The organism is Pedobacter sp. MR22-3, from assembly GCF_026240075.1.
Classification (GTDB): domain Bacteria; phylum Bacteroidota; class Bacteroidia; order Sphingobacteriales; family Sphingobacteriaceae; genus Pedobacter.
On the sequence record NZ_JAPIVF010000006.1, the window covers coordinates 286538 to 308600 of the forward strand.

Annotated in this window: 21 protein-coding genes; 11 read left to right on the top strand and 10 right to left on the bottom strand. The window is 36.9% G+C overall.

Going from position 1 to position 22063, the window contains the following annotated elements; genetic code table 11:
• Positions 1-4: 4 nt before the first annotated feature.
• Together OQ267_RS16465 and OQ267_RS16470 are read right to left on the bottom strand one after the other, a co-directional pair.
• The gene (locus OQ267_RS16465; protein ID WP_265836951.1) at positions 5-3046 is read right to left on the bottom strand and encodes a SusC/RagA family TonB-linked outer membrane protein; all 3042 of its coding nucleotides are present in this window, start codon (positions 3044-3046) and stop codon (positions 5-7) included.
• Between the two features lie 58 nt (positions 3047-3104).
• A complete protein-coding gene (locus OQ267_RS16470; RefSeq protein WP_265836953.1) occupies positions 3105-3992 on the bottom strand; it encodes an inositol oxygenase family protein in 888 nt (295 codons plus the stop codon).
• A gap of 399 nt (positions 3993-4391) precedes the next feature.
• Between OQ267_RS16470 and OQ267_RS16475 the strand changes: the two genes are divergently transcribed.
• From OQ267_RS16475 to OQ267_RS16485, 3 genes are all read left to right on the top strand, one after another.
• A complete protein-coding gene (locus OQ267_RS16475; RefSeq protein WP_265817619.1) occupies positions 4392-5399 on the top strand; it encodes a LacI family DNA-binding transcriptional regulator in 1008 nt (335 codons plus the stop codon).
• Between the two features lie 127 nt (positions 5400-5526).
• The gene (locus OQ267_RS16480; protein ID WP_265836955.1) at positions 5527-7155 is read left to right on the top strand and encodes a sodium/sugar symporter; all 1629 of its coding nucleotides are present in this window, start codon (positions 5527-5529) and stop codon (positions 7153-7155) included.
• 47 nt (positions 7156-7202) lie between these two features.
• Positions 7203-8618 (top strand): glycoside hydrolase family 28 protein, encoded by a 1416-nt coding sequence (locus OQ267_RS16485; protein WP_265836957.1) that lies wholly within the window; start codon positions 7203-7205, stop codon positions 8616-8618.
• Between the two features lie 283 nt (positions 8619-8901).
• On the opposite strand, the gene OQ267_RS16490 is transcribed toward OQ267_RS16485, so the two are convergent.
• The 3 genes from OQ267_RS16490 to OQ267_RS16500 form a co-directional block, all read right to left on the bottom strand.
• Positions 8902-9294 carry a VOC family protein gene (locus tag OQ267_RS16490; RefSeq protein ID WP_265836958.1) on the bottom strand — a complete coding sequence of 131 codons (393 nt, stop codon included), beginning with the start codon at positions 9292-9294 and terminating at the stop codon, positions 8902-8904.
• Between the two features lie 61 nt (positions 9295-9355).
• Positions 9356-10090, bottom strand: coding sequence for a helix-turn-helix domain-containing protein (locus OQ267_RS16495; RefSeq protein WP_265836960.1), 735 nt, complete (start codon positions 10088-10090; stop codon positions 9356-9358).
• A gap of 21 nt (positions 10091-10111) precedes the next feature.
• Complete coding sequence (locus tag OQ267_RS16500) at positions 10112-12028, bottom strand: AMP-dependent synthetase/ligase (protein ID WP_265836961.1); 1917 nt, start codon at positions 12026-12028, stop codon at positions 10112-10114.
• 296 nt (positions 12029-12324) lie between these two features.
• On the opposite strand from OQ267_RS16500, the gene OQ267_RS16505 reads away from it, so the two are divergent.
• Positions 12325-13038 (top strand): hypothetical protein, encoded by a 714-nt coding sequence (locus OQ267_RS16505; protein WP_265836963.1) that lies wholly within the window; start codon positions 12325-12327, stop codon positions 13036-13038.
• 56 nt (positions 13039-13094) lie between these two features.
• Here OQ267_RS16505 and OQ267_RS16510 read toward each other — a convergent pair whose 3' ends face one another.
• From OQ267_RS16510 to OQ267_RS16520, 3 genes are all read right to left on the bottom strand, one after another.
• The gene (locus OQ267_RS16510; protein ID WP_088300521.1) at positions 13095-13421 is read right to left on the bottom strand and encodes a HesB/IscA family protein; all 327 of its coding nucleotides are present in this window, start codon (positions 13419-13421) and stop codon (positions 13095-13097) included.
• Between the two features lie 100 nt (positions 13422-13521).
• A complete protein-coding gene (iscU, locus tag OQ267_RS16515; protein WP_010602054.1) occupies positions 13522-13935 on the bottom strand; it encodes a Fe-S cluster assembly scaffold IscU in 414 nt (137 codons plus the stop codon).
• Between the two features lie 122 nt (positions 13936-14057).
• Positions 14058-15269 carry an IscS subfamily cysteine desulfurase gene (locus OQ267_RS16520; RefSeq protein ID WP_088300520.1) on the bottom strand — a complete coding sequence of 404 codons (1212 nt, stop codon included), beginning with the start codon at positions 15267-15269 and terminating at the stop codon, positions 14058-14060.
• Positions 15270-15387: 118 nt separating this feature from the next.
• Here OQ267_RS16520 and mce point away from each other — a divergent pair, with 118 nt between their 5' ends.
• Positions 15388-15795 (top strand): methylmalonyl-CoA epimerase, encoded by a 408-nt coding sequence (mce, locus tag OQ267_RS16525; protein ID WP_265836964.1) that lies wholly within the window; start codon positions 15388-15390, stop codon positions 15793-15795.
• Between the two features lie 138 nt (positions 15796-15933).
• Positions 15934-16215, top strand: a complete 282-nt coding sequence (locus OQ267_RS16530) for a hypothetical protein (protein WP_265836965.1) — start codon at positions 15934-15936, stop codon at positions 16213-16215.
• A gap of 8 nt (positions 16216-16223) precedes the next feature.
• Here OQ267_RS16530 and OQ267_RS16535 read toward each other — a convergent pair whose 3' ends face one another.
• Positions 16224-16910: a hypothetical protein gene (locus tag OQ267_RS16535; protein WP_265836966.1), complete on the bottom strand. Its 687-nt coding sequence runs from the start codon at positions 16908-16910 to the stop codon at positions 16224-16226.
• A gap of 7 nt (positions 16911-16917) precedes the next feature.
• Positions 16918-17085, bottom strand: a complete 168-nt coding sequence (locus tag OQ267_RS16540; RefSeq protein WP_172406462.1) for a hypothetical protein — start codon at positions 17083-17085, stop codon at positions 16918-16920.
• Between the two features lie 319 nt (positions 17086-17404).
• Between OQ267_RS16540 and OQ267_RS16545 the strand changes: the two genes are divergently transcribed.
• From OQ267_RS16545 to OQ267_RS16565, 5 genes are all read left to right on the top strand, one after another.
• Positions 17405-17653 carry a type B 50S ribosomal protein L31 gene (locus OQ267_RS16545; protein WP_025142617.1) on the top strand — a complete coding sequence of 83 codons (249 nt, stop codon included), beginning with the start codon at positions 17405-17407 and terminating at the stop codon, positions 17651-17653.
• Between the two features lie 72 nt (positions 17654-17725).
• Positions 17726-18895 carry a GlmU family protein gene (locus OQ267_RS16550; RefSeq protein WP_265836969.1) on the top strand — a complete coding sequence of 390 codons (1170 nt, stop codon included), beginning with the start codon at positions 17726-17728 and terminating at the stop codon, positions 18893-18895.
• Between the two features lie 50 nt (positions 18896-18945).
• Complete coding sequence (tpiA, locus tag OQ267_RS16555) at positions 18946-19707, top strand: triose-phosphate isomerase (RefSeq protein ID WP_088300515.1); 762 nt, start codon at positions 18946-18948, stop codon at positions 19705-19707.
• Positions 19708-20550 carry a 50S ribosomal protein L11 methyltransferase gene (prmA, locus tag OQ267_RS16560; RefSeq protein ID WP_265836971.1) on the top strand — a complete coding sequence of 281 codons (843 nt, stop codon included), beginning with the start codon at positions 19708-19710 and terminating at the stop codon, positions 20548-20550. It abuts the gene before it with no gap.
• 95 nt (positions 20551-20645) lie between these two features.
• A complete protein-coding gene (locus OQ267_RS16565) occupies positions 20646-21998 on the top strand; it encodes a UDP-N-acetylmuramate--L-alanine ligase (RefSeq protein WP_265836972.1) in 1353 nt (450 codons plus the stop codon).
• Positions 21999-22063 lie beyond the last annotated feature (65 nt).

Genomic DNA, 22063 nt, shown 5'->3' on the forward strand with positions numbered 1-22063 from the left:
GTTTTTAATTAAATGATACGTTTAAACCGAATAAAAATGTTCTGGTTTTAGGGTAAAAGTTATTGGTATCCACACCTGGGGCAGTACCGCCCTGGTTGATCTCCGGGTCGATGCCTTTGTAACCTGTAATTACAAATAAATTGTTTGCTGTTGTGTATAAGCGTAACGAATTTACCCCAGGAATGATTCCCTTCTTAAAAGTGTAACCCAGCGTAGCATTATCCAGGCGCAGGTAGCTTCCGTTTTCGATAAATCTGCTTGAATATTTATACGAGTTAAAGTCATTCGGAGATTCGTTTTCAACTTCTACAGGAATATTGGTGAATTGGGCCGTATTCGGGCGGAACAAATCAGCACGGGTTACGTTCATAATTTTGCTCCCTAATACCGCTCTCATAAAAATACTTAGGTCAAAATTCTTGTATCTGATGTTGTTTGACCATCCGATTAAAGCCTTAGGCTGTGCATTTCCAAGAATGTAGTAATCTGTTCTGTTTAACAATCCCTGGGTTTTAATATTACCTGCGGCATCATAATATTGAGATACACCATTTGCATCTTTACCTGCATACTTAAATGTAAAGAATGTACCTATTGCCTGGCCAGGTGCTAAAATTTGTAATGATGCACCACTTTGTCCGGCACCATCTGGTGTTATAGTCAACCTGTTATCAATGTTAAACTGACTGTCTGAAAGTGTAATGACTTTGTTCACATTATGAGCAAGGTTGATGCCTGTTGTCCAGCTAAAGTTTTCAGTAATTACCGCGCTACCATTCAATACAAATTCAAGACCTCTGTTACTTAGTTTTCCAACATTTGCAGTAAGCGAACCTGATGGATAAAGCGCCTGATCTACGTCGAAACCAATAATCAGGTCTGTAGTTCTTTTATCATACCAATCAACCGATCCACTTAATCTGCCATTTAACAAACCAAAATCAATGCCGACATTGGTAGTTGCTGTTTTCTCCCAGCGTAAATCTGGGTTTTCATTTTGTATGGCACCATAAGCGCCCTCTCTTGGCGAGCCATTGTAATAAAACTGACCAACCTGTCCGTAAATTAACTTCGTAGTTAAAGGTGCAAAACCGAGTGAGTTTCCTGCAATACCATAACTTCCACGTAGTTTTAAAGTTCTAATCACATTTTGATTTTTCAGGAAGTTTTCCTGGTCAATATTCCAGCCTGCACCAACTGATGGGAAATAACCCCATTGTTCGTTTCTGCCAAATACATTAGATCCATCTCTTCTGATCGATCCCTGAATGAGGTATTTGTTTTTATAATTATAATTTACCCTTGCGAAATCAGAAATCATCAAAATTTCCTGATAAGTAACGCCCGGATTAAAATCCACTCTAAAATCGCTCACTGCATATGGGTTTCCTAAACTAAGGTTATTGTAGCCTACATCATTAACCGGAAAGTTTGTCGAGGTAGACTGAAAACCATCATTATTTAGTGATTGCTGATAGGAATAACCTACCACGGCATTAATATCGTGATCGCCGAATTTTTTATTCCAGGTAAGGTAGGTTTCTAAAATTTTGTTGGTGTTTTGATAAGCGTTTCTGATGGCAACACCATTCTGGCCAACCAGTGATACAAATGTTGGGTTTGCAGGTGGGTCTGGTGTATTTCTAACGTTATTATATCTTGAGGTGTAAATGCTGTTGTAAAATGCACCGTATACGTTTTGATTATTCTGATAAGAAATATTTACGTCATAAGTAAAGCCAAAAGGTAATTTCAAATTAGCGCTTAAATTTCCTAAAATGGTTTTATTTTTTAAGTTTTCCTTTGCATTTTCCAACATGGATACAGGATTGTAATAGCTGGTTTGAACTAGATTGTCAAAATAACTTCCATCGGGATTTTTAACCGGAGCTGTTGGCAAATAAGTAAGCATTTGCGAAAGAACTGTGTTCCGATAGGGAACAAGATCTGCATTACTCACAGAGTTGCTTAAGCTAAAAGAAATTTTCAACTTATCATTCAATGCCTTTTGCTCTACACCAATACGGCCAATAAATCTATCTAAACCGCTGGTTTTAATAATTCCTTGCTGATTAAAATAATTTACACTTGCGTTGTATGTTGTTTTTTCTGTTCCGCCACTTAATGAAATGTTATGATTTTGAGACATTGCGTCGCTTCTTTGCACTTCATCTTGCCAATTGGTATTGGCGCCTTTATCATTCGCTGGCGTTAGCGCAGAATTGTTTTTTGCTAAAAAAGCACGTAACTGATCTGCATTCATCATATCGTAACGGTTTGAAACGTTCTCAATACCAAAATAACCATTATAGGCAATTTGAGTTTGTCCGGCAACACCCTTTTTAGTTGTAACCATGATTACGCCATTGGCTGCACGGTTACCATAAATAGCGGCTGCAGCAGCATCTTTTAATACATCGATTGAAGCAATATCATCTGGCGCAAGAATAGAAATATCTGCACCAACTACGCCGTCAATAACAAATAATGGCGATTGCGCACCTTCACGAAGGGTTGATGCACCACGCATGATAATGGCAGCATTTCGATTTGGATCACCACTACGGCTAACATTTAATCCGGGTACTTTACCTTGCAACATCTGGCCAACATCACTAATAGCACCCTTGTTTAAATCATCACCTTTAACCGTAGAGATAGAGCTGGTTAATGCTTTTCTTGAACTTTTACCATAACCTACTACCACCACATCAGTTAATGAAGCGGTTGATTCGGTAATCATTACCTGATAGGTTGAGGGTGCACCTACGGTAAGTTCTTTTGTTTGGTAACCTAAAAAACTAAAAAGGATTTTATCGCCGGTTTTAGCAGAAATGCTAAATGAACCGCCGGCTCCTGTAGAGGTAACTTTTTCCGTTCCTTTTACAGAAACTGAAGCACCAATAATCGGTTGGTTAGTGTTGTCTAATAAATTTCCAGAGATTTTTCGCTCTGATTGAGCATATGCAATATTAAAAGACTGCCCAATGAAAAATAGCAACAAAAATATGCTACTACGTTTTAAGCTGATCATTTTAATGCGCATGGTAGGGTAAAATTAAGTTCATAAATGGTTTGTTTTATTTGTTTATATTGTTTTTTACTTAAAATTTAATGGTAGCAGGTAGGTATTTTGCCACCAATGCCTGATAATATGGCTTTAACTCTTCCCAGCTTTTTTGGTTCGGGTTTTTGGAATACAAATCATATGGATTAAATAACCTTACCCATTTAAATAGCTCATGGTCTTTTTCATTCATCAGATGATCATAGGCATTTTCGCGGTGCTGCGCATAAAAGGAGTGGTAACGAAGCATATATAATCCCTGTTCCGGAAGGTATGGTTTCATCATGTGGTATACATATTCATCATGGCCCCACGACATATGCACCTGATCCAAACCACAGTTTTGGGTATATACACCCAGTTTGGTTTGATAAACGGGATTGTTAAAATCCGGATTTGCACTGAAAAATTCTGAATAAACAATTTTATCTGAATAGGCACAGCCCACCGGAAAGGTATCTCCAACCACTGCCCACTGTGGTTCACCATATAAGCAAAGTACTTTTCCCATATCGTGGATCAATCCCACTAAAACCATCCAGTCCGGGTGCCCATCATTGCGTATGGCTTCAGAAGTTTGTAAAAGATGCTGCATCTGATCTAAATCTGTATCCGGATCAGAATCATCAACGAGTTTATTTAAGAAATCAAAAGCACTCCAGATGGGCATTTCTTCTTTATCAAACTTCAAATAATCAGCTTTTTTCTGCTGCACAAAATCATAGGTTTGGTAAGTATGGTTCAACCGGTAAAATTCTTTTACACCATCTTTTTCAGTTTCTTCATAATTTCTGAACTGATCTTCCTTTTTATCTGCATTAATGCTGGTTGGATCAGGATAACGGACTAATAAATCTTCTTCCCATTGATCAAGGTTTTTTAAAGGATTGTGATCATCCTTCGAAACTGCATTTTCGTTTCCCATAAGATTAGAAATGATTTGGTTAAATTTTTTATGGTATAAAATTGAGTTTTTGAATGCTTAAATTTTCATGATCAAAGGTTTTTATTTACTTAAACGATTACGTAAAATCAGATCAAACCTACTAGTGGAGAAATTAATTGTTAGATAAATATTGTTGAATTCATGATTAGTTTGCTTATAGTCAGTGGGTTTTAATAATGTCTTTCCTGTTTTGGTTGAGGTATTATTATGACAATTATTTTATATTTTCGTAATTGAAATCAGATAAGGTTAAGGGAATTAGTATTTTTATGAAGTTCAGCCGATTATCCCTGATAAGTTCATTTCATATTCGGCACTTCAAGAATGGATTTTGGAACTATCTGAATAATAAATCAAACAAAACATAAATAATAAAGAATGTCTGGAGAGGTTAATATTAAGCGATTGGCACAGGAACTCAATATTTCTATTGCAACTGTTTCAAAGGCACTTAATGATAGCTACGAAATCAGTTTAAAAACAAAAAACAGGGTTTGGGATCTGGCCAAGCAGCTCAACTATACGCCAAATCCTGCAGCCAGTAATTTAAGAAGTAATAAAACTAAAACCATTGCCGTAATCATTCCGTTTGTGGCGAATAATTTCTTTTCGCGTGCCATCAAGGGGATTGAAGAAATTGTCAGAAAATATGGCCATCATGTACTGATTTATCAAACCCACGAAGACATTGAAATGGAAATGTCTTTCATTAATAGTTTGCTGAATGGGAGGGTAGATGGGATTTTAACATCAGTATCAAGCAGCGAATACAATGGCGATTACTACAAAAACCTGGTTAAGAAAGTACCTTTGGTTTTTTTTGACCGGGTTTATAAAAATCTTGATGCCTACAATGTGACCACTGATGATTATGAAATTTCATTCGACGCAACCGTTCATTTAATTGAGTGCGGTTGTAAAAAAATAGCTTATCTGTATGGTTTAGAAAATTTGCCTGCCGGTAAAGCCAGATTTTCAGGTTTCAAAGATGCCCTTGAAGCCAAGGGATTAACGGTAGATACGAATTTGATTATTAAATATGTAAATGATGAGGAACAAAATCTGCATCAGATCAGCGCATTATTAAGTCTGCATCAGCCAGATGCCCTTTTTTCATCAATAGAAGAGTTTGTCATTCCTGCCTACACGGCATGTAAGGCACTCCGGTTCCGGATTCCGGAAGATATTAAAATCATCAGTTTTTCTAATCAGGCTACGGCGCATTTGCTCAACCCTGCATTGACAACGATTACACAACCTGCTTTTGAGATTGGGCGTGAAGCTGCCACTTGTTTGTTTAAAATTTTAAATAAAAAAGGCCATGGTGATAACCAGGATATTATCCTTAAATCAACATTGATTAAAAGGGAATCTACCAGTTGCTGAATACCTAAACAGTAAAATTTATCATCGCTTAACCGAAAACGTTTAAGTAATTAAATAAAAGCATTCGGCAGTTAACATTCAATTTTTTTCTGATTTTTAGAAAAAACCAAATATATAAGGACCTAATATGAATCACCTCTCTGCACTTGATTGTGCCGTATTTTTTATATACTTTATTATCGTATCGGCCTACGGTTATTGGGTTTACAGAAGTAAGAAAAAGAAGCAGACAGATACGAAAGACTATTTTTTGGCAGAAGGTTCATTAACCTGGTGGGCAATCGGTGCTTCCATTATCGCTTCCAATATTTCGGCTGAACATTTTATCGGGATGTCTGGTTCTGGTTTTGCTATGGGGCTGGCTATAGCCAGTTACGAATGGATGGCTGCAGCAACATTGATTATTGTTGCGGTATTTTTTCTGCCCATATACCTGAAGAACAAGATTTATACCATGCCGCAGTTTCTGTCTCAGCGCTATAACAATACCGTAAGTACGCTAATGGCTGTTTTCTGGCTTTTGGTTTATGTATTTGTTAATCTAACATCTATCTTTTTTCTGGGTGCAATTGCCATTGAAACCATTACCGGAATTCCATTTAGTACCTGCATCATATTTCTGGCGATTTTTTCTGCCATCATCACCCTTGGCGGAATGAAGGTGATAGGATACACAGATGTGATACAGGTGATTGTTTTGGTGGCTGGCGGATTGATTACCTGTTACATGGCATTGAAACTCGTTGCTGAAAAACTGGATACGCAAACGGTGCTGGGTGCACTTCCGCTTTTGCGATCAGAAGCTTCAGATCACTTTCACATGATTTTTTCTAAAGGAGATAAGTTTTATCATGAATTGCCAGGCATTGCAGTATTAGTTGGTGGACTTTGGATCAATAACCTGAACTACTGGGGATGCAACCAATATATTGTACAACGGGCATTGGGTGCAGATTTAAAAACCGGCCGGAGTGGATTAATTTTTGCCGCATTCTTAAAACTTCTGATTCCTGTAATTGTAGTTATTCCAGGTATTGCTGCTTTTGTACTCTATCAGCGCGGCTATTTTCAACAGGAAATGCTTGATGCAAGTGGCATTATCAAGCCAGACCATGCTTACCCTGTATTGATGAATTTATTGCCGGTGGGTATAAAAGGTCTGGCTTTCGCGGCGTTAACGGCCGCTATTGTAGCTTCACTTGCCGGAAAATCAAATAGTATAGCGACCATCTTTACGCTTGATATCTATAAAAAATTTATCAAACCAGATGCTTCTGAGAGAAGATTGGTTGCCATCGGACGGTGGTCGGTTGTGGTGGCTTCCTTAATTGCAATAGTTGTGGCACCGGCATTACGTAGTTTTGATCAGGTTTATCAGTTTATTCAGGAGTACGTAGGGTTTATTTCTCCAGGCATCTTTGCGATTTTTCTATTTGGCTTTTTTTGGAAAAAAACCACTTCACGTGCCGCATTATCAGCAGCACTTGTCACCATTCCATTGTCAATGCTATTTAAATTTTTACCCGTATTAACTGATGGATGGATCGCTCCGATTCCATTTCTGAACAGAATGTCATGGGTATTTGTCATTATTATGATACTAATGGTACTGGTAACCTTAACTGATCCCAAAAGTAAAGACAATCCACAGGGTCTTGAGATTGATCGCAGCATGTTCAAAGTAACGCCTGCTTTTACAGTTGCTGCGGTAATCATTTGTGGTATTTTGGCTGCACTTTATACCGTGTTCTGGTAGTCTTTCTCATAATGATAATCTTTAAAAATGAACCAACTTTAACTAAAATGAAATTTAAGATCCTGATTATTTTTTCGCTGCTGATTTCCTTCCATGCCACTGCCCAACAAAAGTTTAATATCAAAAATTATGGTGCTATCGGCGATGGCAAAACGAATGATGCCAAAGCCATTCAAAAAGCTATAGATGCCTGTTCCGCTGCTGGTGGTGGTCAGGTATTGGTTCCCGCCGGTCATGTTTTCCTTGCTGGCCCCTTCGATCTAAAATCTTTTGTGGATTTAAAAATTGAAGGTGGAGCAAAGATTCTTGCCAGTCCGGATGAGAAATTATATACCAAAAGTGCGTTCAGGGAAAATAAAGGAGAAGGAACCATTTGGATAGGAGGCGAAAAACTACAACAAGTGAGTATTACCGGGACCGGAATTTTGGATGGTAATGGCATATCCTTTATGGGAACAGAAATTGAAGACTCCTATGTATTAAAGCCTTTTGAAATCATAGATCCGAGGCCACATCTGCTCACGCTTACTGATTGTAAAAAGCTAAATATTGATGGCGTTACCTTTCAAAATTCAGCCTACTGGACCGTTCACCTCATTGGTTGTAATGATGTTTCGATTTCTAATATTACCTTATTGAACAGCATCAAAATCAGAAATAGCGATGGAATAGACTTAGATCATAGTAAAAATGTAAGAATCACAAATTGTTACATCGAATCAGGTGATGATTGCATTTGTCTTAAAAACAGGCGTGAGTTTGAGGAATATGGTGCTTGTGAAAATATTGTAATCAGTAATTGCACCATGACTTCCAGTTCTTGTGCCATTAAAATTGGCTCAGAGAATATGGATCGGATCAGTAAGGTTCTGATTAATAACTGCAACATTGTAAACAGTAATCGGGGTGTGGGTATTCAAAACAGAGATGAAGGAACGGTAAGTGACGTTATTTTTTCAAACTTAATTATTGAATCAAGGCTTTTTACAGATGTTTGGTGGGGGAAATCTGAACCCATTTATATTACTGCTTACCCGAGAGCAACCACCAATAACAAAGATGCGGGCTGGCGTTTACCTAAGGGACAAACCAAAGGAAATGTTGGAGCGGTAAGTAATATTTATTTCAGCAATATCCGTTGTACAGGAGAAAGCGGCGTTTACATCAGTGCTGAAAGTCAGGATAAAGTGTCCAATATTCATTTCGACCAGGTGAGTGTGAAGATAAATAAAACCACGAAAGAAACAGGTGGTATTTACGACCGCCGGCCAAGTAATGTGGAAGGTTTGGTGAAAAGTGCAATTGCTGGCTTTTACTTTGAAAATACCGGAAACATCAGTTTGAATAACAGTGAAGTTATTTGGGGACCAAACAAACCATCTTACGCTGGAAAAGCACTGGTGCAGAAAAACGTAAAAAGGATTGTTTTATCAAACTTTCAGGAAAATACAGCTGCTCAATAAACAGATTTGAAGTTTTTCCTATCTCTGATTATCTGGTATTTGCATAATTTAATCATTAAGACCATCCAAAACTCAGCTTTTATTTTTTAAAGCAATTTTGTTGCATTTGTTTGGAATAACCAATTGTGATCTTTATTTTTGATGAGTTTATTAGGTTAATTAGTTGATTAATAGTGGAGGGGTAGTGGTTCACCCCTCCTTATTAAAAAAGCTAGTTTAGCCATAGCATTAAATGAGCCAGCTTTTGTCAGTCTTAATCAGTTATTTATTAGGTAGCTAATTATTATGACATAGGAGAACAGATTTCAATTAGAAATCCATTAATATCCTGAACATAAGCTACAGCTTGCCCCCAGGGTTTTATTTTCATTTTTTCCAGTGGAGTTGCGCCCATTTTCACTGCCTGATTAAAAACAATTTCTACATTTTCCGTTGTGAAACCCAGTTCTATGCCAAATGGTTTTTGGTTTCTTTTACTTAAGTTAAAGCCACTTGATAGGTTTGAACTGGCAAGTTGCACATCAGCAAATGAAATAATGGTATCACCACTTAATAATTCACCATAATTATTTTCGGGAGTAATCAATTTTCTTTTAAAACCGAATGCTTTTTCATAAAACTCAATCGATTCGGATACGTTTTTAACGTAAAGTATTGTGTAGCTAAATTTTACCATAGTTATTTTTATCAAATATACGGCGTGGCCAGTATTTCACTTTGTAAAAAAGCGACAAAATCTATAGTTGTGAAGGAACCGATCCGGTAAATCTTTTGATTTCTTTTGTAAGATGCGCATGATCGTAGTAACCAGATTCGAATGCGAGTTCGGCTAAACATTTGCCTGAAGTATTGTTTTTAATTTTCGAGCTGACAAACTGGTAGCGCACCAGGCTGGTAAAGTCTTTTGGACTTACGCCAACTGAATTTTTAAAGTGTCTTTCCAATTGCCTCGGTGTAGTAAAGTGTTTCTTAGCAATATCACCTACTCTTGATTGGCCATTTTGATTCTGTATATCTTTAATGATGTGGATAATTGAATATTTAGGTGGAGATAATTTATGAAGAAGAAATTGATCAAGATATGCAGGCGTATATTCGTCGATGCGATGAATTATAGGAAGTGCAATATTTTTAAGTTCAATGCTTTGATCTGTAAATTCGTGTAATGAAGAAAGGTTAAAAAAATAAAAAAACGCTCCGGGTTTAAAACGGATACCTAATAGTTTGGCTTTACCTATCGTTTTGTATTCTTTGAAGCGCATCATGGTGCCTATAAGGTAAATGGCTTCACTTTTCATTAATATACGGCCTGCTTCGGTTCGGTATTCATCTTTAATATTAAAAATGATGTCCACACAGCCATCAGGAAGGATTTTAGCTTGGTTAAGTGTATACTCCGTAATTTCAGAGATCCAATAGGCACCGATATAAGGTTGCAATGCCAGGTGGGGCTGTATTTCTAAATATGCCAATGAAATAAAATTCCTGTTTTTTTATGATTCGACCTCTATACCTTCCTCATACATTTCGTTAATGGCTTCAGCATATTTCTTTTCTACCACGCGGCGTTTCACTTTCATGGTAGGCGTAATTTCACCTTCATCAATATTAAATGGATTACGTTTGATTTTGAAGTTTTTAATCCGTTCAAACTTTGCCAACTCACCGGAGATTTTCTTAATATCAAGTTCCATCCAGTCGATAATTTCCTTCTCACTGATGAAAGCTTCGGGCTGTTCAAAAAAAGTTGGCTTTAGTTTAAATGTTTCTTCCAGTGTTTCCTTGTTGGGAATAATGATTGCCGTAATGAATTCACGTTTATCGCCTATTAAAAATAGCTGATCAATTTTCGGACTTTTTAAATAAATATTTTCAACTGGTGTAGGATAAACGTTTTTTCCATAGGCATTAACAATCATGTTTTTTAGGCGATCGGTAATTTGAAGATTTCCTTTATAAAACCGGCCAATATCTCCGGTATGGAACCACATGTCTTTATCTATAGCTTCGGCAGTTTCTGCAGGTTTATTAAAATAACCTTTCATTACACAGTGGCCCCGAACAATCACTTCTCCCTCTTCACAATCAAATGTTTCATTAAACGTATCATGCGTTTGGATATTGATAATTTCTTTCGTTTCTACATCCTGTATGCCAACTTCAATGCCAGGGATCACACGGCCAACAGTGCCGTAAACCTGCCGGTGATATTCAGTAACCGACATAACAGGTGAAGTTTCTGTTAAGCCAAAACCCTCTAAAATTTTAATACCTAAATCGCCAAAAAATTCACCTACATTTTTAGGCAATGCTGCGCCACCCGAAATCATAAACTTTAAGCGGCCACCGGTTTTCTCCTTGATTTTACTAAAAACCAGTTTTTCTGCAAGGGCTTTTTTCCCGGATAAAATTAAGCCCGGGCTTTTACCTGCTTCTTTGATCACGCGGTAGTTTTTTCCTGTTTCTAATGCCCATGTAAATATTTTAGCTTTAGTACCACCTGCTGCAGTTCCGGATTTTATGGCCTTATCATGAATGCGTTCCAATAGTCTGGGTACGCAACTCATCACGGTCGGGCGAACTTCACCCATATTTTTAGCCAGCAATTCTAAACTTTGCGCAAAAGCAATTTTACATCCTTGAGCGCAACATACATGATAGGTAGCCGTACGTTCAAACACATGAGATAGGGGCAGGAAAGAAAGAAAAGTTTCTGTTTGATCGATTACAGGAATCTGCTGCAAGCAAACTTCAACATTCTTAACAAAATTATAATGGGTGAGCATAACTCCTTTAGGCGTGCCGGTTGTACCGGAAGTATAGATGAGCGAGGAAATGTCATCCGGCTCGACCAAATTTCGGCATTGTTCAATCTCTGCTTTTTCAGCGGCGGTAAGCTGGTGCTTAAGTGCAAGAATATCTGAAAATGCAATCACCTCAACATTCACATCTGCCGGGATGGTCACTTTTTCAAAATCTTTAAATACCGGAATGATATATTTTAAGGCTTTGCAGTTCGAAGCTACCTTAAGCACCTTTCGATATAAAAAATTATTCCCTACAAGAATTCCTTTTATTCCTGAATCATTAATAATATAGGAAACTTCCTGTTCAGAAAGCGTTGGATAAATGGAAACATTAACCACGCCTATTTGCTGAATGCCCTGATCGTAGTAAACATATTCTGGCGAATTTTCAATCATCAAACCTAAGCAGTCACCTTTTTTGATACCCTTGCTTAAAAAGTATGCAGATACGGCATCAGCGCGTTTGAGGGTATCTTCATATGAAATTTCAACCCATTCAGTTCCCTGTTTGTGGATTAAAAAAGTATCCGCAGGTTTATGAATGTTTTTTACAACATTTCTCAACAGGGTAGGGACTGTTGAAAATTCATTAATTAATGGCATTGCTCGTTATTTGATGTTCGTTATAATTAACAATAATAATACTTTTAGCTTTAATAATGGCAACAGTATGATAAACCTATTCTAAAATTAAATAAAAAAATGTAAAATTTAAGGCGACCACAAAAAGACCGTAAGAAAAAAGGACAGCAGTTTTGTTTAAAAATTAATGGAAATACCTGATTTTAGGTAGATCTATATAGTAGTTTATAATTGTTTTTAATCTATTTGAGATAGATTATGGCTATTGGCACTACAGTTGCAATTGGGCATTTTAAAAACATAGAATTAAAAATTGCATGATGAAAACAACAACAAACTTAACAATGGTAGCCAAGGGATGTGCATTTGCTTTAATAGTAGGTGTAGTGCTGCAATTTGCAGCTTGCTCCAAAAACAAAGATATTAATCCAAGCGATGAAGATATCTTGACTAAGAAAATAGAAGATATTATTCCTCAACAGTATGTAGATAGCTTAACCAAACTGGGTTTTACTATCAATAAGGGTACTACGCCCCCAAATATTGATGGCTCTTACTTATTTAAGCCTTTCACCATAAAAAATAGTAATATACCCAACGACTCCTATACGCCTGGTTATGTACTTATGGATGGCGTAGTTAAATTTTATGAGCAAAGTACTAGCGATTTCAGTATTAAAATGTTGGGCAAAAACTTTATTGGTGCAGCAGATACCAGTGTCGTAACCGCCATTAGCGGAAGTGGAAATAAATTTACCGTTTACGGAAAGGTAAAAGCGTACAGAAATGGTGGTTATAATTTTTACGCTTTTTTAATGTCTGGAGAAAAAGATGGAAGTAATATTAAAAACGGAATTGGTGGCATCATAAACATCGACGATTCTCACAGCGGACCTTTTACCATTGGAGAGGGACAAGGCAGAGTTGCCTTTGATGGCGATTATACTTCTGAACCTACAGATTTTAATAGCAAAACCACTGCGATTACCGCAAGAAACACGATGAGCAGTAAGCCATCCCAACTCAAATAACAAAGAAAGCGGCCTGAAAAATCTCTCAAGCCGCTTTTTTCTTTTTGCTGTTAAATTTATACTGAAAAACTTTCACCACAACCACAGGTGCGGCTGGCATTGGGATTTACAAAATTAAATCCTTTTCCATTTAAGCCATCAGTGAAATCTAATTCCGTTCCGGCCAGATAAAGGAATGATTTCATATCCAATGCAATTTTGATTCCTCTATCTTCAAAAAACTGATCACCTTTTTGTTCTTCGTTATCGAAATCCAAATTATAAGATAAACCAGAACAACCACCACCTTTTACAGAAACGCGTAAAAAGTAATCAGAACCCATTTCAGAATCCTGCATTAAGTGGTCGATTTTATCTTTTGCTTTATCGGTTATCGTAATCATAATGATATAGATTTGAGATATGAGATTTGAAATTTGAGATATGAGGTTTGAGACTTGTGAAGTCATACTCACATCTCAAATCTGAATTCTCACATCTATTTTAATGGTGTGATTTTTCTAAAACAATTGCCTCTAAGCCATTTTTTACACGGTAATCGTTAATGGCCGATTTAATTGCATCTTCTGCTAATACAGAGCAGTGAATTTTTACCGGAGGTAAAGCCAATTCTTCAACAATATCCATGTTGTCGATAGATAAAGCCTCATCAATGGTTTTACCTTTTAACCATTCTGTTGCCAGAGATGAAGATGCGATAGCAGAACCACAACCAAATGTTTTAAATTTAGCGTCAGTGATAACATTATCTTCACTTACTTCAATCTGCAAACGCATTACGTCGCCACACTCAGGTGCGCCAACTAATCCTGTTCCGACAAATTTACTGTCTTTATTTAGTGTACCTACGTTACGTGGGTTATTGTAATGGTCAATTACTTTTTCTGAATATGCCATGATATTTTAGATTTTAGATTTACGATTTTAGATTGCCCCTCCACCGTAAATTATTAAATTTTTTATTTTATTGGATTGTAGCTTTCAAATCGTAATTCGTCAATCTACAATCGTAAATTAATTTAGTGTTCCGCCCATTCAATTTTACTCAAATCAATCCCTTCTTTAAACATTTCCCAAAGTGGAGAAAGTTCTCTTAAGTGATTTACCGCTTTTTCAGTAACTGCAATGGCCTGATCTATTTCTTCTTCAGTGGTAAAGCGCCCTAATCCGTAACGGATAGAAGAATGTGCTAAATCATCTGATAAACCTAAGCTTTTTAATACATACGATGGTTCTAAAGAAGCAGATGTACAGGCTGAGCCTGATGATACGGCTAAATCGCTCATGGCCATCATTAAGCCTTCACCTTCCACGTATTTGAAAGAAATGTTAGCCACATGTGGTAAACGGTGTTGTGTATTACCATTCACATAACTTTCTTCCATTTTATTTAAAGTCGACTCTAAACGATCACGCATGCCAGATAAACGAATGGCTTCGCTTTCCATTTCCAAGCGGCAAAGTTCACAGGCTTTACCTAAACCCACAATACCTGGAACATTTAAGGTACCGGAACGCATGCCACGCTCATGACCACCGCCGTCCATTTGTGAAGTTACTTTAACTCTTGGATTTTTTCTACGAACGTAAAGTGCACCAACGCCTTTCGGACCATACATTTTATGCGCAGAAAAAGCCATTAAATCTATTCCATCTGCATTTACATCAACCGGAATTTTACCTACCGCTTGAGTCGCATCAGTCATGAATAATGCACCAAACTTATGTGCAATAGCAGAAATTTCTTTAACCGGCTGAATAACGCCAATTTCATTATTTCCATACATGATCGAAACTAAAATAGTTTCAGGAGTCATCGCTGCTTCCAATTCAGCTAAGTCGATTAAACCATCTTCTTTAACGCCTAAATAAGTTACTCTTGCACCGTTTTTCTCCAGGTGCTTACAGGTATCCAATACGGCTTTATGTTCAGTAACTGCAGTAATGATGTGGTTACCTTTTTCTTTATACATTTCGAACACACCTTTAATCGCCAGGTTATCGGCTTCAGTAGCGCCTGATGTAAAAATGACTTCTTTTTCAGTACAGCCGATTAATTTGGCTACCTGCTCACGAGCATAATCTACTCCTTCTTCAGCCACCCAACCAAAAGCGTGATTACGGCTTGCGGCATTTCCAAATTTCTCAGTAAAGTAAGGTAGCATCGCTTCCAACACTCTTGGATCTAAAGGTGTTGTGGCGTTATTATCTAAATATATCGGCTGTTTCATCTCTATTCTGTTAATTATAATACAAAGATACAAAAAAACTTTCCTAAGAATTATAAATAATAGCTATGAGGTTATAGAGAAAAGCCGCATTTTTACATTCAACCAACCTTTGTAAACGATGAATAAGATAGAACATATCGGAATAGCGGTAAATAACCTTTCCAAGTCCGTTCCACTCTATGAGTTATTGTTGAATACTTCCTGCTATAAAACGGAAATAGTTGATTCAGAGCAGGTGAAAACCGCATTTTTTAAAACCGGAGAGAATAAAGTAGAACTACTTGAGGCAACAGATGATAATAGTGCAATTGCCAGATTTCTGGAGAAAAAAGGAGAAGGAATTCATCACATTGCTTTCGCAGTAGATAATATTCTGGAAGAGATGGAAAGGTTAAAATCCTTAGGTTTTGTACTTCTAAACGATGTTCCGAAAAAAGGTGCGGATAATAAGATGGTCTGCTTTATTCATCCAAAAAGTACCAATGGCGTTTTGATCGAGCTTTGTCAGGAAATTAAATGGGTGTAGTGGGTAAGGAGTGAGGGGTAAAGATAAGGTAACAAAGATTAAGGAGCAAAGAGAAGTAATGACTATCGGTTAGAAAGAAAGACAATAAACAGTTAGCTAAAGCAACAATCAACTAATACGAAAAAACGATCAAAAAAAATGTCTATTCTTAAAATCATCAGCAAAGATTTTGATATCGAAGAGTGTTTATCTGAAGAGGAATTGCGCAATGTGCTGATTGATGCATTCGCTTACCTGATCGATAACGATTTTCCAAAACTGATTCAAATCCTTTATAAAGCAGATGTAGATCAGTATAAATTAAAAGAATTGCTGGAAACGGTTGAAGGTTCAATTGCTGCAGAGGTAATAGCGGACACCTATATGGCGAGGCAAAAAGCCAAGGTAGAAACCTGGGAAAAATATAGCCGAAAGAATTAGCTTAAATATTACTCCTGTAAAGGATTAAACCGGTTGTACATATCCATATCAAAAAATGAAACGGAATTGATTTTATCCGCTTTAAGTACAAGATCAGTTTTCAGTTCATTGGTGTTGGCAACAGAACCATCTTCAATATAACTGGCGTAAACGGTTAAATACTGAGTGGTAAAAACGAGTTCTTTATCATTGTTCCTGTAACCGCTAAAGGCGGGCGTAATGCGGATATAACTGGTAGTAAAGGGTTTTGGTAACTCTTTCACCCAGCCAATATAAAATTTACCACTATCCATCGTAAATTGTAAAAGGTGTGCATCAAAAAAGGATGAACTCAATAAAAGTTCAAACTCATTGCCTGAGGTAAATATGGCCTTTTTGATCGCATCAAGCCGGTTAATAAACAGGTTGGCAAACTCAGTTGCACCTACCGCAACAAACAATGACATACTGGTGGTACCAAAATATGGTGTACGAATGGGTAATAATGTGCTTAAATAAGCAACTGTTTCAGGAAATATTGCGATGAATAGTGTTCGTAACAGAAAACACACAGCTAATAGCATGATGCCGGCAATAGCAGAATTTAGTAATACACGCTGACTCTCAAGCCGGTATTGGATATAACGGAGGTATCTAAACCTGATTAGAATATAGTAGCCACCCACAAGCGGAAACAAAAGCAGGTTAAAAGGCATCTACAGGTTATTTCTTATTTTTATCTTTTTCTATTTTTTTAAAAATACTGGATTCCATTAATGCGCCAACCATTTCTTTAATGCGTGGCTGTGCAAAAAAATCAGGACTTTTAATATAAAGCTTCCCACTACTATTTGAGTGGATAATGCCATCAAATGCGCCGTCTTTTCTCATATTTCAAATTTAGTTATATTTTTTAAATATCGGATAAACAATTTTGAATTCAAAAAAGTTTAAGTTTGTAGCCTGATGAGTTAATAGTTAAGGAGTTGGCATTGCTTCTATCGAAGATAATTATTGTGTTCTCTGTAAGGGATGAGTCTATAAATTAAAATTCTCAATTTTGGCTTGTAAATCAAAAATAAAATTAGGATATTTGCATCCTCTAAAATAGAAGTAGAAAGATTAATAGAAATTGTCATAAGCGTTGTTGCCAGCAAATTGCAAAAATGTTCTTGATGCTTTCACACAAATAACTTAAAATAATATTCAAATGAAAAAAGATTTGCACCCAACAAGCTACAGACCAGTTGTTTTTAAAGACATGTCTAACGAATATGCTTTCTTAACAAAATCTTGCGTAGATACTAAAGAAACAATTAAATGGGAAGATGGTAACGAGTATCCTCTTTATAAATTAGAGATTTCTCATACTTCACACCCTTTCTATACCGGTAAAATGAAATTGGTTGATACAGCAGGACGTATCGATAAATTCAAAAACCGTTACGCTAAGAAATAATTTTAGCAACAAAAAGCATTTTTTGAAGTCCCTTTGCCAAAAGCATCGGGACTTTTTTTATTTTTGCTGCTTATGACAATCAATTTATTTGATGATGCCAGCTGGATGTCTTTACGTCCGCTAACCTTTACCCGGCCCGTGGCCGATTTGCGCATTGGTATTTTAACCATTGCCGAAAAATGGGGAAAGTACCTGAAAGCCGATTATGGTTTTATCACTCAAAACTATTTAACTGCAAAATTTGCTTCGGTTGAAGCTTCTTTATATATCAATGGTGCCTTATGTCCGGATGAAGATTTACTTCAATCTATAGCAGCACTTAAAAACGGTGAGATCCTTTTAGCTGGTGATATCGTTCTTGCTTTTAATTCCAGTGATGTCTTCACTTATCAGCAGGCCCGACATCAGTTAAAACCTATCGAATTTAATTCGAAATTTTTAAAAATGACCTATCCGGAACAGATTTTTTCAAATAATCCAGCGGAGATCAGAAAAGACTTTGAGTTGTTAACTAAAGGACGGAGTTCAGCGGCAATCAGCAGTACCAATCAATTAATAGGCCATGATATCTTTTTAGAAGAAGGGGCGAAAGTTGAATGTAGTGTGCTGAATACCACTTATGGCCCGATTTACATGGGCAAGAATGCTGAAATCTGGGAAGGTAGCCTTATCCGCGGTTCTTTTGCACTTTGTGAAAATTCATCCATCAAAATGGGCGCGAAGATCTATTCAGGAACAACGATCGGCCCCAATAGCCGTGCAGGTGGTGAAATTAATAATTCAGTGATTTGGGGGAACTCGGCAAAAGGCCATGAGGGCTATTTAGGTAATTCTGTATTGGGCGAATGGTGCAATATCGGTGCTGATACCAATAACTCCAACCTCAAAAATAATTACGCAGAAGTGAAACTTTATGATTATGAAAGCCAATCTATGCGAAATACACAGCTTCAATTTTGCGGTTTAATCATGGCCGATCATTCCAAGAGTGGCATCAACACCATGTTTAATACAGGAACCGTAGTTGGCGTAAGTGCCAATGTTTTCGGAGCCGGCCTTCCTCCAAATCATATCCCTGATTTTAGCTGGGGTGGCGGAAATTGCTTCGAATCTTATAAATTAGAAAAAATGTTCGAAACGGCAGAAAAAGTGTTTGCAAGGAAATCTTTGCCGTTTGGTAGCCTAGAAAAAGATATTTTAACGAAAGTTTTTGAATTAACATCCGCTCATAGAAACTATTAATATTAATAAGATCTTTTTAATGGGATCTTCAAACCAATAAATTAAATAAAATGAGAAAACAAATAGTAGCCGGTAACTGGAAAATGAATTTAGACTATAATGAAGGTGTTTCGTTATTTAGTGAAATTGTAAATATGGTTAAAGATGAACGCAAAGGCGATCAAATTGCTATTATTTGCTCACCTTTTATTCATTTAAACAGCCTTGTAAAGTTGGGTGGAAATGATGTTAAAATTGGGGCTCAAAATATCAGTGATAAGGAAAATGGTGCTTATACCGGCGAAACATCCGCTAAGATGGTAAAGTCTGTTGGTGCAGAATATGTTATTTTAGGCCACTCAGAGCGCAGGCAGTATTTTGCAGAAAGTGATGCTTTACTGGCTGAAAAAACTAAGGTGGCCTTAGCCAATGGCTTAACACCAATTTTCTGTATCGGCGAAACTTTAGATGAACGTAATAACGGAAGTTATTACGAAGTATTGAAAAAGCAATTAGTTGAAGGTATATTTAGTTTAAGCGATACTGATTTCGCTAAAATTGTTATTGCTTATGAACCGGTTTGGGCAATTGGTACAGGTTTAACCGCTTCACCAGAACAAGCACAGGATATTCATGCCTTTATCCGTTCAGAAATTGAAGCCAACTATGGTTTTAACACTGCAGATGATACGACCATTCTTTACGGAGGAAGTTGCAACCCGGGTAATGCTGCAAGTTTATTTTCACAAAAGGATATCGATGGTGGTTTGATAGGTGGTGCATCTTTGAAATCACGCGATTTTACAGACATTATTAAAGCATTAAACAGCTAGATGCAATATATAAAAGCAATATTTAAATTCAACGGTATTGAAGAATTTCAGCAAGATCTACTCATCAGTGATCTTGCTGATTTAGGTTTTGATACTTTCGAAGACAGTGAGGGTGGTTTTACGGCCTTCGTCATTAAAGATAACTTCAACGAGCAAGAATTAAAAGATTTGCTTGGCGGGTATGCTGACGATTTTGCGACCACATACATTTTAGAAGATGTGGCAGATGAGAATTGGAATGCCGAATGGGAAAAAAACTTCAGTCCGCTGATTATTGATGACGTTTGTTATGTGCGGGCAACTTTTCATGAGCCGAAACCATCCTATCCGTATGAGATAATCATTGATCCGAAAATGGCTTTTGGAACTGGTCACCATCAAACCACAACCATGATGATACAGTATATTTTATCTGCCGATCTGCTCGACAAAAATATTCTTGATATGGGTTGTGGTACAGGAATTTTAGCTATCCTGGCAGGTAAGCTTGGTGCTAAAAGTTTAATGGCCATTGATTACGATGACATTTGCTATGAAAGTACCATAGAAAACGCTACTTTGAATAACGTCATCAACTTAAAAGCACTTTGCGGCAGTAAGGAAGTGATTCCGGATGAAACATATGATGTCATTTTTGCGAATATCAACAGAAATATTTTGCTTGATCAGATCCATCGTTATGCAGAAGTATTGAAAGCTGAAGGAAAAATTTTCTTTAGTGGCTTTTACCTGGAACCCGACTTAAGCATGATTACCGCTGAATGTGCCAAGTATGGCATTAAATATCTTGATCACAAACAAAATGGCGATTGGGTTGCGGCTCAGTTTGAAAAGAAACAATGATTGAATTTTTGAATGAGTGATTGATAGAATGTTTTAGTTTATGACGCACTACCATTCAATCATTCACTAATTCCCTCATTCAATAATTAATTAATATGCGTATACATTTCATAGCAATTGGTGGCAGTGCGATGCACAACCTGGCCATTGCCTTACATAAAAAAGGATATCAGATTTCAGGTGCTGATGATGTGATTTTCGAACCTGCTAAATCACGTTTGGATCAATATGGTTTACTACCTGCTGAAATGGGCTGGGAGGAAAGCCGGATTTCTGCAGATTTAGATGCCGTTATTTTAGGAATGCACGCCAGAATTGATAACCCGGAGTTGTTAAAAGCTCAGGAACTTGGCATAAAAATTTACTCATACCCCGAATATATTTACGAGCAAAGCAAAAATAAGTTGCGCGTAGTAATTGGCGGCAGTCATGGTAAAACCACCATTACCAGTATGATTCTGCATGTGCTGAATTATTATAATCGTGATTTTGATTATTTGGTTGGCGCCCAATTGGCTGGTTTTGAAACCATGGTGAAAGTGACCGAAGAGGCACCTGTTATGATCATAGAAGGCGATGAATATTTATCTTCGCCAATTGACAGAAGACCAAAATTCCATCTTTACAAGGCCAATGTAGCTGTAATTAGTGGTATAGCCTGGGATCATATTAATGTTTTCCCTACCTATGCTGATTATACTTCTCAGTTCGATAAATTTATAGATACCATTGAAGAAAATGGTACTTTGATTTATTGCAAAGCTGATCAGGATTTGAACAATATTGTAGATCAATCGAAAGCAAAAGTTAAAAAGATCGGTTATGCTATTCCTGATCACAACATTAACAATGGAATTACTTATTTATTGCCAGAGCAAACGGCTTTAAAAATATTTGGTGATCATAACCTGATGAATTTAAATGCTGCCAAACTGGTTTGTGCAGAACTGAATATCAGCCAGGCCGACTTTGATACTGCGATAGCATCTTTTACTGGTGCAGCTAAAAGATTAGAGGTCATTTCTGCTGATGAATCGACAAATGTTTATAAAGACTTTGCACATTCACCATCTAAACTGAAAGCCACTATTGATGCGGTTAAAGCTCAGTTTGAAGCCAGAAAATTAGTTGCTTGCATAGAATTACATACTTTCAGCAGCCTGAATAAAGATTTCCTAAAAGAGTATGCTGGTGCGATGAATCAGGCGGATGAAGCCATTGTTTTTATCGATTTAAAAAGTTTTGAACAGAAGAGGATGGAGCCATTTTCTGAAGAAGATGTACGGCAAGCTTTTGCTAACCCAAAGCTTAAATTCTTTAATGATGCAAATAAACTAAAAGATTATTTGTTGAGCCTGAATTATAGAAATAGTAATTTATTGATGATGAGTTCAGGAAATTATGCGGGTTTCGATCTGCCTGAATTGGCTGCTGCTTTGGAGAAATAGATAGAAGACGTGAGATATTAGATAGGAGACGGATTCAGGTTCTCTTATTTCACCTCTAATTTGAA